Raw genomic sequence first — 12,644 nt, forward strand, 5'->3', positions numbered from 1 at the left:
GGAAGATTAGGCGTCGTGGTTTGTTTGGGTAGACACCCTATGTTCAGTTGGCGTCGGTGTAATCGCTTTGGCTAAAAATAGATACATCGCAGGCACCACGAACAGGGTGAATAAGGTACCCAACGTCATCCCACTGGCAATCACTAACCCCATGGCAAAACGGGCACCAGCACCTGCGCCTGAGGCAATCAAGAGCGGGATCATGGCGAGCACCGTCGCCGCCGTTGTCATCAAGATAGGGCGTAAACGGATCGCTGTCGCTTCTTCAATCGCCTCACGTTTCGTTTTTCCTTCTTGCTGAAGCTGATTGGCGAACTCGACGATTAATATCCCGTGTTTGGCAATCAGGCCGACGAGGGTGAGCAAGCCGACTTGGGTGTATATGTTCAGCGTGGTAAAACCAAGGCTGATAAATATCAGCGCGCCACAGACACTCATTGGCACGGTGACCAAAATAATGATCGCGTTTTTAAACGACTCAAACTGCGCCGCCAAGATCAAGAAAATCACGATTAAAGCAAAGAAGAAGGTCACGACCAGTTGCTGGCCTTCGCTCATAAACTGGCGTGACTGTCCGGCATAATCGACACTAAAGCCTGCTGGCAATTCTGTCGCCGCAATCTCTTCGAGTACACCCAGCGCTTCCCCTAAAGGCACGCCAGGGCGGGGCACACCGGAAATTTTCACCGCATTCAGCTGCTGAAAACCGCGCAATGCTTGGGGCTGCACACTTTCCTCTAAGGTCACTAACGTTGACAGCTGAACCAATTCACCGTCTTGGTTGCGAGTGTAGAACTGGCGCAGTTGTTCTGGCGTGAGACGTTCACTCCGCGCCACTTGGGGGATCACTCGATAAGAGCGGTTTTCCAGTGAAAAGCGTCCCGCATCCGCACCAGATAACAATGAGCCCATATCCGCGGCAAGCTGTTGCATGCTCACACCCATCAACGCCGCCTTTTCACGGTCGATGTTGACCGTTTGTTTGGGGCGGTCAATGCTCAGATCCGTATCGACGAAGATAAACCGCCCCGTTTGCATTGCTTTGCCCACGATATTGTTCGCCACTTCATTAATCGCTTCAAAGGGTTGTGTTGAACCGATAATAAATTCAACCGGCGTGCCGCCGCCCGGAGACGGCAGTGAAGGGGGCACCAAGGCAAAGCTACTTAAGCTCGGTTGGCTGTCCATAAAGGGTTGGATTTCGGTTTCCAAGATCGCTTGGGTACTGCGCTCACGTTCATCCCAAGGGGCAAGCACAATACCAGCAATGGCATTATTGGTGCCGCCTGAGCCATTAATAATAAAGACATTATCAATTTCTGGCACATCATCAATGAGCCGGTTTAATTCGTCTGTGCTGGCAGATAGCGCATCCAGTGTGGTTTGGCTATCGGCTTCCAATATGGAGAACACAAACCCTTGGTCTTCGGCGGGCTCAAGTTCAGAGGGACTGGTGATAAACAAGAAATAGCAAGACACTAAAACAATCGTGCCAAACGTGAGCACGACTGCGTTGGTATTCAATAAGCTATGAAGTGTACGCTGATAGCGATGATGCAGGCGGTCAAACTGCTTGTCCAGCCAATGCTCAAGGGAGCGCTCTTGGGTCGCTTTGTCCGCTTGATAGGGCTTAAGCACATAGGCACACATCATCGGTGAAAGTGTTAGTGCGACCACTCCCGACAAAATCACCGAGGCGGCGAGGGTAAAGGCAAATTCGACAAACAAGACACCGGTTAACCCGCCGACAAAGCCGATGGGCAGGAACACCGCGACCAAGGTGGTCGACATGGTGATAATCGGCCAAGCTAGCTCACGCGCCCCCTCAATAGCGGCCTCTGTTCGACTCTTTCCTTCTTCAATATGGCGGTGGACATTCTCCAGCATGATAATCGCATCATCGACCACCACACCGATTGCAAGCACCATGGCAAGCAGTGTCAGTAAGTTGATGGAAAACCCTAACAGCCACATCAAAAAGAAGGTGCCGATGAGCGATACGGGGATTGCGATCGCAGGAATAATCACCGAGCGTAACGACCCCAAAAAGCCATAAATCACAAACACCACGATGGCTAAGGCGAGAATAATCGATATCACCACTTCATCAATGGCGTTATCAATATACTCGGTTGAATCATAGGCGATATACGCCGATAACCCTTGAGGCAATTGGGTGATGATATCGGCATCCCACACCTGATTCACCGCCTCAATCACATCCAGCGCATTGGCATCGGGTGAGACTTCGATACCGATAAAGGTGGCGTCGAGCCCGTTAAAGTTCACCGATGTTTGGTAGCTTTCCGCGCCGAGCTCAACGGTCGCCACATCACTCAAACGCACAACAGATTGGCCATCACTGCTGATCACCAAATCTTCAAATTGTCTGACGTCATGAATGTCGGTGGCGGCGTTCAAATCAATCGCCACGTCTTGCCCTTTGGTGCGCCCCAGCGTAGCAAGCACATTATTGCTGCGCAGGGCGGCAATCACATCCGTACCGGTGAGATCGTAAGCGGCCATTTTGACCGAGTCGAGCCAGATCCGCATCGCAAAGCTACTGGCACCCAACACATCAGCACGCTGCACACCCGGAATCGTCGACAGCTGTGGCTCGACCACCCGGACCAAGTAATCGGTAATTTGATTGTCAGTGAGGACGTCAGAGTAGAAGGCGAGGTACATTGCCGCGACGGTTTCCCCCACCTGCAGGGTAACGACGGGCTCACGGGCATCATCAGGTAGCTCAGAGCGCACCTTATTCACCTGTGCGGCAATTTGCGTGAGTGCTTCATTTGGATCGTAATCGAGACGCAAGTAGGCCTCAATAGTGCTCACACCGGCGGTTGAGGTCGATACTAAGTAATCAATCCCTTCAGAGGCAGCAATTTCACGCTCCAGCGGCGTGGTGATAAAGCCTTGAATCAGGTCGGCATCGGCACCGATATAAGTGGTAGAGACACTCACCACTGCATTTTTAATCTCGGGGAATTGGCGCACATTCATGTCGGTGATAGCGCGTAAGCCGAGCAAGATAATGAATAGGCTCACCACGGAGGCCAAGACGGGTTTCTTGATAAAGACGTCGGTAAATCGCATCGAATGGCTCCTATTGATTCACAACGTTCGGGTCAAGATCTTCGCTCGGCTGAACATGTTCGTTGTCACTGATCTTGATGTTGCTGCCGTTACGGAGCTTGAGGAGGCCGGAGGTGACAATACGATCACCGGGTTGAAGACCTTCTTTAATCACAATCATGTCACCGCGTCGCGCGCCTGTTTGCACAAAGCGCTGTTGGACCGTCAGTGGATCATCTTGTTCTTGGATCACGAAGACTGCGTTGCCATACGGATTAAATTGAATCGCGCTTTGTGGTGCCAGCAAGACATTTTGCGTTTCTTCACCTTGATCAAGACTCACGCGTGCGAACATGCCTGACCGTAAAATGGCATCTGGGTTGTCAAAGGTGGCTTGAATGTCGACACTGCGGCTCGATTGGGTAACAACCGGCGAAATCGCAGTCACTGTGCCGGTAAAGACCTCGTCAGGCTGCGCGCTAATCGTGGCAGAAACGGTTTGACCATTTTTCAACGTGCTGAGCTGCTGTTCCGGTAAGGTAAAGTTGAGGTGGATGGGAGTCACTGACGTGAGTGTTGCAACGGCTGTCCCCGGTGCGATGAGTTGGCCAAGACTGACTTCTCGGATGCCAATGATGCCGTCGAAAGGCGCGGTTAATGCCTTTTGCTCGATGCGCGCTTTTTGGCTGTCGACGGCGGCAATCGCTTGCTTGGCTTCACTTTCTTTGCGCTTTAGTTCGGATTCAGAAATATTTTTGTCTTTAAACAGCCGTTGATAGCGCCTCAACTCAAGTTGGGCAAGCTCTGCGACGGACTCGAGCCGACGAAGCTCTGCTTCATCAACACTGGCATCCAAGGTGATCAGTAATTGTCCCTTTTTCACCGATGTCGCATTGTCGAACAAAATATTGTTGACGATGCCGCTTGCCTCGGTAGTTAGCTGGGTGTCATTAATGGCCGCAAAACTACCAATGGTGGTTTGTTGTTCACGCCAAGGGTGCGTTGAGACTGTCGTGGCCGTCACGGTGACCGTAGGGGCAGGCATGTTGTCAAAGAATTGGTTCATAAAATGATTGCCTACTGCTTTGTAAGCAAAAATTCCCCCAAAAACGAGCCCACATGCGACTAACATAATAATCAAACGTTTTATCATAAAAATCCCTGAACAGAATTGCTGTCACCACCCTTGGCTTTTTAGTACAGACGAAGGCGCAAAAGGTTGATTTAACCAATAACAAATATTGAACTGACCAATACAAACCTTATCACTGTTTGGTTCATTCATTGGTGGTAAATTGATGATCTTGTGGATTAGCTCAGGTCAGTGTCATCAGCGAATCCGAATAAGGAGAACGTCGATGCTACTCAATGCAAATAGCACGGTAACGGAAGCGGCGTTGCGTGCCGTGGCGCATATGCCAACGCGCAGTTTGCCGGTGCTGCTGGATAACAGCTTTAGCCAAAAACTGACCGATGCGGATTTGATGCGCATCGCGGTGTTGTTGGCCCAAAAAAGCGCTGATGAAGGAGGATGCCCCATCGGTGCGGTGATTGTTGACAATGAGACACGTCAAATCGTCGGTAAAGGGCACAATACCTTGGTACAAGAAAATCACCCCTACAATCACGGCGAAACGGCGGCGATACGTGATGCTGGACGAATTGACTTCAGCCAAACAACCTTGTTTACCAGTTTAAGCCCATGCGATGTGTGCGCGGCACTGATCACCATGCGGGGTTTTTCTCGCGTGGTGGTGGGGGATGTCACCAGTGCGAGCGGTAACGAGACGATGCTACAAGCGAAAGGGGTGACGGTTGATGTGCTGGAAGATCCGCAGGGCATTGCACTGTATCAGCAATTTCGATCCGAGCACCCCGAACAAGAGTTAGAAGATTGGCAAGGTGTAAGTGCCGTCAAGGCACGTTTAGCAAAGCGTGAATGAAAGGAGAACGACATGGATGTTGCGATTGGTCCGACAACGGATGCTAATTACAGCCAAAAGCTGACCCAAGAGAACATGGCTCCTTACTATGAAGCGAGGAAAATCGCTTGGAACCCTCAGCGGTTTATGGAAAGTTGGCGAGTTTTTGATAATTATGAAATTCGCCATGAGCGAAAGCGTTGTGGTGTGATTCGCTTGAAGGCAGACGGTGAAACACTTTTTATCCGCGATTTACAGATAGAGCCGAGTAAACAGCGGCAAGGGATCGGCCGCGAGGCAATCGCTTGGGCGATCGCTTATGCTCAAACGTCTGGCTATGCGCATTTAGCCTTGCGTGTTTTTGCAGAAAATCCCGCCGTTTCATTATATCAAGCGCTGGGGTTTGTGGAGACAGGGCGCAGCCGAGATGCGGTTCTCACGCTTTCGTTGTCGTTAACCGCAACGTCCGAATAATGAGCAAAGCGCCTGAGCATGTCGATAGAGATGGCATGCTAGTCTTACGAAAGCATTCCATGCTCAAGTGAGCCGATATGCGCCACAAGCGAATGACTTAGTGGCGCAGATTGACGCGGATTTGGACAGTGCGGCTCAACGTGGTGAGTTACAAGCGCTCCGTGCACAGTATTTTCAGTCAGTTACCTCGCAGCCCCAGCCGTAACCAATGTCAGAGTAATGCGTTATCGTGTGCTACGCACAGAGGGTAGAGGGCGCTTGGCCCAGCGTGTGGACAGCTTGGTCGTTGCTAAGTGAGTGTGTAGCTTTTTAGCATATCGATGATAGGTCACTTGACGACCCGAGTGAAAACTCACCTTGAGTACCATGTTTCTCTCCTTGTGATTAACGTTGCGATAAAGTTACATTTTTATTCCAAATAAGTGTATTTAATTATTCTTAAGTCACATAAGAAAGCCTAATAGTGAATATGGGCGCGCTGGGCGTACTATAAACCTAACAGTCTGTGCCCTTGGCTCGGATGAAGACGAATAAGCTCACTAATAAGGAAGATCATGACAGGAACGCCACCACTTTCAGGTCAACAGACGGCGCTGCTTCAAAGCCTCAAAGCGCACGGTATTTCAGTAAAAATATACCGCCATCAGCCTGTCTATACGTGTGAACAAGCAGACGCGCTCGGTTTGCATACTGATGCAAACCCGACCAAGAACTTACTGTTGAAAGACAGAAAGGGTAAACAGTTTTTCTTGGTCGTGTTACCGGGTAAAGCCACCGTTAATTTAGTCGGATTGAGTGAAGCCTTGGGCACGTCTCGCTTATCGTTTGCCTCGTCGCAGCAACTCGACACCTATTTGCAGGCGCAATCAGGTGCCGTATCGGTATTTGATGTGATGAATGATCCTGAGCATCGCGTTAGTTTGGTGATCGCGAATGCGATATGGCAAGTCCAAGCGGTGGAATGCCAGCCTTTTTGTCATGATCAAACTTGGGTCATAGCCACGCAAGATCTCGCTCGCTGGCTACAAGGTATAGGCCGAAGGTATCAAACGGTAGATCATCAGTAAGTAGATGAAACCTCACAGTTTTGCAACATAACCTATACAATGTTGACGAAAAAAAGCACAAACAGTTGCGTATGGGTGAAAACAAATAGAAATGAGACTGGTTATCGTTTATGTTCCAATGCGTTCAAATAATCGTTAGCTACAGGAAGTCTCATGTTGAAGAAACACCCCCTTGCCGTTTTTGTGGCTGTCGCGCTGTCACCCCTTAACAGTACAGCCGCAACCAACCCGACAGAACCCGTTGATGAAGTCTATGTGGTTGAAGGCCATCAGGCACGTTTTAAGGCTAATAGCAATGAAACGGCGATGCGAATGGATGTCAGCCAACTAGAAACAGCGGGCCAAGTGGCTGTGATGGATCAAACGCTGATTCAAGAGCAAAACGCCACGACACTAGGAGATGTGTTGGTAAATGACGCCAGCATTGGTGTAGGGGGTACGGACCGCAATCGTGAGATTTTCATGCTACGTGGTTTTGAACTTGATACCGGAACAGGCTACCTGCGTAATGGCCAGCAGCAATGGTCTTATTATCGACATCCTGTTGAGCTGATGGAACGCGTTGAGGTGTTAAAAGGGCCAGCAGGTTTGCTCTATGGCAAGTCCGCACCGGGCGGTCTGGTGAATATGGTCACCAAACGACCAACRGCTGCGTTCCAAGCGTCAATCAGTCAGAAAGTCGGTACTAACGATTATCAACACACCGTCGCCGATGCGTCGGGTTCTCTCAACCAGAGCGGCACCTTACGTGGTCGGATGGTACTATCGAAACAAAGCGAGGGCTCATCACGTCGCTATTTAGATGGCAGTGAACCTGAGCTCGACCGCCAAATTGCAGGCTTGATGCTAGATTACGACATCACGCCTGATACCCAGCTTTCTCTTCATTATGATCGCGTGATTGATGACAGTAATAGCGATAACGGCGCCAACATCATCAATGGTAAACCGCAACTGGGTAGCCAATTTATCTGGGAAGCGCCTTGGTCGTTCATGGACATTGATGTTGAGAACTACGGAGTCGATATTGTCAGCCAATTAACGCCGGATTGGAAAGTCAAATCAGGCTACAATCGCCAAGACTACAAACGTCATTACCATGAAGGATTCGGACAGCGCGAAACGTACGACGCGAATACCCAATCGTTCAAATACTTTGCCATGGACCGTCACGACAATTGGGTACTGGATACGGCTTATCTTGATGTCACCGGTGCATTTCAGTTCGGGAATATCGATCACCAGGTGCTGATTGGCGCCAATGCGCTGCGTAATGACTATGTCGGTCAGCGTGTAATGAAGAAAAACCAAACCGCCGTGATTGGTGGTGCGTATCCGGAGCCGGATATTCATTATGGCACAGCAACTCCGCGTGATCCTGAGCCTACTGATTCCATTGGCTTTTATGCGCAAGACTTAATGACATTGAACCCACAATGGCAGCTGCTTGCAGGGCTTCGCTACGATCGCGAGGATAACGAGACGGATACGTATTATAACGTGTTGCCTAAAGCCGCGGTAATGTATCATCCGTCACCGGAAAAAACGCTGTACGTGACTTATTCTGAGAGCTTTGAGCCGAAAAACCCGGTTGATAGTGATACCGATATTAATGACGGCATGGCGCTAAAGCCGGTGAAGGGTAAGCTTTACGAGTTTGGCTATAAACAATCGTTATTGAACGACCAAGCGTTATTCAGTGCCGCCTTGTTCCAAATTGAACAAGAAAATAAAGTGGTCAAAGAGGCAATCACCGGACAAGGCAGTCTCACTTCACGCACCACACAATTAGGTAAACAAACGCATAAAGGGGTTGAGGTCAGCCTTGCCGGTCAAGTGACTGACAGTTGGTCAGTGCATAGCTCAGCGACGTATTTAGATGCACGCATCGAAGACCCGTTCAATCCTGCGAACGATGGCAAACAGCCTGCCGATACGCCAGAGTGGGGCGCCAGCATTTGGTCTCGCTATGATGTCGATAACCAAACCTATGTGAACGTAGGTGCGCGTTATGTCGGTGATCGTTATGGCGATATGAAAAATACCTATCATAAGCCAGGTTACACCACCGTGAATGCAGGTGTGGGCCATACCATTAAAGCCGGTGAACAAACGGACTTGAAACTGAGTGTGAATGTTGAAAACCTCTTCAACGAAAGCTATCTCGCTGGTGGTGTACAAAATAAAACCACGTTGGGCGAAGAGCGCAAAGTCGTCCTCGGCGCGTCATTACACTTCTAACTTCACGTATCATTAATTACCGAGGCTCAGCATTGCTGGGCCTTTTTTGCGTTATCGCCGCCATATCGACTTAAGTTGAATAGCGCAAGCTTGATGACATGCTAGGTTGATCTAGTTATCTAGACAAAGTCAGCAAGGAGCGCGTTATGTCAGCCAGCAACATCTATGAGCTTGGCTTGGACAAAAGTCCAGCCAACTATCAAACACTGAGTCCACTTTCTTTCCTCGAGCGAGCCGCTAGCGTCTATCCAGATTATCCGGCTAGCGTTCATGGTCATCTATGTTGGAGTTGGCAGCAAGTGGATCAGCGATGCCGTCAATTTGCCTCGGCATTACGTCAAGCCGGCATCGGGCTAGGTGATACGGTATCGGTGATGGCCCCCAATCTGCCCGAAGTGTTTGAGTTGCATTTTAGCGTGCCGATGACAGGTGGCGTACTCAATACCATTAATACCCGGCTGGAAGCGGAAACCGTCGCGTTTATCCTCGAACATGCAGAAAGCAAAGTCTTTATCGTCGACAAAGAGATGACAGCAGTCGCAAAGCGGGCATTAAAAATGATCAAACACCGTCCACTGGTGATTGCGATTGATGATCCGCTCTATCCACATGGCGAATGTATCAGTGAAATTACGTACGAGACTTTTTTAGCACAAGGCGATGGTGATTATCAGTACGCATTGCCAGACGATGAATGGCAAGCCATTTCACTTAATTACACCTCAGGCACGACCGGCAACCCAAAAGGGGTGGTCTATCATCATCGTGGCGCCCATCTGAATGCGGTGAGTAATGTGTTGTCTTGGAATATGGATGCGCACCCTGTGTATCTTTGGACGCTACCCATGTTCCACTGTAATGGTTGGTGTTTCCCATGGACGGTGGCCGCAACGGCGGGGGTGAGTGTCAGCCTACGGCATGTGCGGGCAGAGCCTATCTTTGATGCGATAAAAACCCACAAAGTGACCCATTTCTGTGGTGCGCCGATTGTGCTGAACATGATGAATAACGCAGATCCGGCGCTAAAAGCTGAGATTCACCATACGGTTAAAGCAATGACCGCAGGGGCGGCACCACCGGCTTCTGTGATTGAAGGGATGGAAGCGATGGGGATTGAAGTGACCCACGTTTATGGCCTCACTGAAACTTACGGCCCTTGTGTGGTGTGTGACTGGCAACACCACTGGGATCAACTCTCGCAACAAGAAAAAGTACGCATGAAAGCACGCCAAGGTGTTCGGGCCCCAATGCAAGGTGGACTGATGGTTGCCGATCCGGTGACGTTTAAACCAGTGGCAAAAGATGGTGGCACGCTAGGTGAGATTTTTGTTCGCGGTAATATTGTGATGAAAGGCTACCTAAAGAATCCGAGCGCGACGGAAGATGCCATGAGTAACGGCTGGTTTCGCACTGGCGACTTAGCGGTATGGCATGCCGATAATTACATCGAAATCAAGGACAGACTCAAAGACATTATCATTAGTGGCGGGGAGAACATTTCCAGTATCGAAGTAGAAGATGTCCTGTACCGTCACCCTGATATTGAAGAAGTGGCGGTGATTGCGATGCCCGATGAAAAATGGGGTGAGGTCCCCTGTGCGTTTGTTAAAACGACCGAAGCATCCGCCGTCACCGAAGCCGATATTATTGCTTTTTGCCGAGAACAAATGGCGCACTTCAAGGCGCCAAAAAAAGTGATCTTTACAATACTCCCAAAAACGTCGACAGGGAAAGTGCAAAAATATGTACTGCGTCGTAACGTGAGTGAAAAGTCAGTGTAAATCATCAAGCGGTGGCGAGAAAACGCCACCGCTAACTCACCGCTATAGCAGGGCGAGAATGGCCTCGGCACTGGAGACGTCAAAGCTTTTTGGCGCTTCAAGGTTCAAATGCGTGACGATGCCATTGTCAATCACCATCGCATAACGCTGCGAGCGAATACCCCCAAACTTCCCTGAGTCCATTTCTAGGCCTAGCGCTTGGGTAAAGCTGCCATCACCGTCGGCCAGCATATGAATCTGATTGGCGTTTTGTGCTTCGCCCCACGCCGGCATCACAAAGGCATCATTGACGGAGACGCATGCAATCATATCGACGCCTTTTGCTTTAATCTCATCCGCCTTCACCACAAAACCCGGTAAGTGCGACTCGGAACAGGTCGGGGTGAACGCGCCAGGAACCGCGAATAGTACTACCTTCTTGTTGGCAAAAAGGTCAGGAATATCGTGGGTTTGCATTCCTTCAGCAGTGAGTTCGCTGAGTGTGGAAGTGGGTAACGGTTGTCCTTGCTCAATCATGGTGACTCCTTGTTAAGTCATAGCAAAAAAGCATAATCTACCGTGTCAGTGTACGCCTAACGCTTTGATAAAAATACCGACAATAACTGCGGGTTTTCGCGATTTTGCCTGCAAAATAGCCGCTTTTTCCGCTTAACTGGTCTTACCAATTAAGTTCTCCTTTATCTCACATATCGGCCCTCTATAATCCGCCCTCTTTAACATCTTGTTGTAATCGACTGATTTGACATGGTGTTTACCAATAATTAACATCTGTAACTCAATATTAAAACAAGACCTCGGAGGTCTGACTAGTGAACAAGAAGCAGTATTCTCTCATTGCGCTCAGCGTATTTGCAGCAACCCAAGCCTACGGTGCTGGGTTTCAAGTATCTGAGCAATCAGCGTCAGGACTAGGACGCGCTTTTGCAGGCGACGCCGCGGTGGCTGATAATGCCGCGGTATTGGCACGTAACCCTGCGGCCATGATGCGATTTGACCGTGCCCAATTATCCGGTGCATTGACCCTGATTGATCCCGATGTCGATGTAAAAGATCGAACCAATAGTGAATATGCCAAAGATGTGGCGCCGATGAAGGTCGTCCCTGCAGGCTTCTATGTTAGCCCGCAAGAGGGTAAATGGACGTGGGGGATTGGCCTATTCACCACCTATGGTATCGCGACGGATTACCCTGACGATATTCAAGCAGGCGACTTGGCCGGCGACACCGATTTGCTCTCAACCAACTTAAACCCGGCGATTGCGTATCAAGTCACCCCTGAACTAAGCCTTGGCGCGGGCGTTAACCTCACCTATGCCAAAGCAAAGCTAACCCGTCACAAAGGGGCGCTTGCGCCGTACTTAAACAATAAGAACAGCGTTACCAGCAATAATCCATCCGATAAATTGATTGGTCTAGAAGGTGAAACCTTTGGGTATGGTTGGAATCTTGGTGCGTTGTACGAAATCAATGAGAATCACCGTTTTGGTGTTGGCTATCGCTCTAAGGTGGACCTCGATTTTGATGATGGCACCTTTGATAGCTACGACAGTGGCCGCGCGACCTCGGCGTCAGTTAAAGGGCGCCTGGAGCTATCTTTGCCGTCTTACTGGGAAGTGTCAGGCTTTCACCAACTGACTGACGCGTTTGCCGTGCACTACAGCTATCAACACACCAATTGGAGCAGCTTTAGTGAACTGCGCGCCACCTCTGATGAATGTACCGACAATAAGGTGTGTTTTGTTAAAAACGAGTCGTACAAAGATAACGACCGTTGGTCAATCGGTTCGACGTATCAGTTTAATCAACACTGGACGGGCCGCCTTGGCTTTGCCTATGACGAACAAGCTGGTGAAGCGACGTTGAGTATCCCAGACGCTGACCGTTATTGGTATGCCACAGGTTTGACCTACCAATACGATAACGATCTTAGCATTGATGCAGGCTTTGCTCTGGTGCGTAGTCGTGACGGCTCATTCACAGAAAAAAATGCGCTGAAACAAAACCTCGACTTTGATTCTAACGGAACCGCTTACATCAGCTCTGTTCAGCTTAATTACCAGTTCTAACCGGGATATCAT

General features: G+C 49.7%; 9 protein-coding genes. 6 read left to right on the plus strand and 3 right to left on the minus strand.

Features of this window, described 5'->3' with window-relative positions; translation table 11 throughout:
• Positions 1 to 6 precede the first annotated feature (6 nt).
• Positions 7 to 3,102 carry an efflux RND transporter permease subunit gene (locus tag BZJ18_RS12215; RefSeq protein WP_077457104.1) on the minus strand — a complete coding sequence of 1,032 codons (3,096 nt, stop codon included), beginning with the start codon at positions 3,100 to 3,102 and terminating at the stop codon, positions 7 to 9.
• Positions 3,103 to 3,112: 10 nt separating this feature from the next.
• Positions 3,113 to 4,147, minus strand: a complete 1,035-nt coding sequence (locus BZJ18_RS12220; RefSeq protein WP_241824962.1) for an efflux RND transporter periplasmic adaptor subunit — start codon at positions 4,145 to 4,147, stop codon at positions 3,113 to 3,115.
• A gap of 292 nt (positions 4,148 to 4,439) precedes the next feature.
• Between BZJ18_RS12220 and BZJ18_RS12225 the strand changes: the two genes are divergently transcribed.
• From BZJ18_RS12225 to BZJ18_RS12245, 5 genes are all read left to right on the plus strand, one after another.
• A complete protein-coding gene (locus tag BZJ18_RS12225; protein ID WP_198532238.1) occupies positions 4,440 to 5,024 on the plus strand; it encodes a nucleoside deaminase in 585 nt (194 codons plus the stop codon).
• 12 nt (positions 5,025 to 5,036) lie between these two features.
• The gene (locus BZJ18_RS12230) at positions 5,037 to 5,477 is read left to right on the plus strand and encodes a GNAT family N-acetyltransferase (protein WP_077457110.1); all 441 of its coding nucleotides are present in this window, start codon (positions 5,037 to 5,039) and stop codon (positions 5,475 to 5,477) included.
• Between the two features lie 554 nt (positions 5,478 to 6,031).
• Complete coding sequence (locus tag BZJ18_RS12235; RefSeq protein ID WP_077457112.1) at positions 6,032 to 6,544, plus strand: YbaK/EbsC family protein; 513 nt, start codon at positions 6,032 to 6,034, stop codon at positions 6,542 to 6,544.
• A gap of 153 nt (positions 6,545 to 6,697) precedes the next feature.
• Entirely contained in the window at positions 6,698 to 8,785 is a 2,088-nt protein-coding gene (locus tag BZJ18_RS12240; protein WP_077457114.1) for a TonB-dependent siderophore receptor, read from the plus strand.
• 146 nt (positions 8,786 to 8,931) lie between these two features.
• On the plus strand, positions 8,932 to 10,566 hold the full coding sequence (locus BZJ18_RS12245; protein ID WP_077457116.1) for an acyl-CoA synthetase: 1,635 nt from the start codon (positions 8,932 to 8,934) through the stop codon (positions 10,564 to 10,566).
• Between the two features lie 42 nt (positions 10,567 to 10,608).
• On the opposite strand, the gene BZJ18_RS12250 is transcribed toward BZJ18_RS12245, so the two are convergent.
• Complete coding sequence (locus BZJ18_RS12250) at positions 10,609 to 11,082, minus strand: peroxiredoxin (RefSeq protein ID WP_077457118.1); 474 nt, start codon at positions 11,080 to 11,082, stop codon at positions 10,609 to 10,611.
• A 293-nt stretch (positions 11,083 to 11,375) separates the two neighbouring features.
• Here BZJ18_RS12250 and BZJ18_RS12255 point away from each other — a divergent pair, with 293 nt between their 5' ends.
• Positions 11,376 to 12,632 (plus strand): outer membrane protein transport protein, encoded by a 1,257-nt coding sequence (locus tag BZJ18_RS12255; RefSeq protein ID WP_077457120.1) that lies wholly within the window; start codon positions 11,376 to 11,378, stop codon positions 12,630 to 12,632.
• Positions 12,633 to 12,644 lie beyond the last annotated feature (12 nt).

This window comes from Salinivibrio sp. IB872, from assembly GCF_001995345.1.
Taxonomy (GTDB): Bacteria; Pseudomonadota; Gammaproteobacteria; order Enterobacterales; family Vibrionaceae; genus Salinivibrio; species Salinivibrio proteolyticus.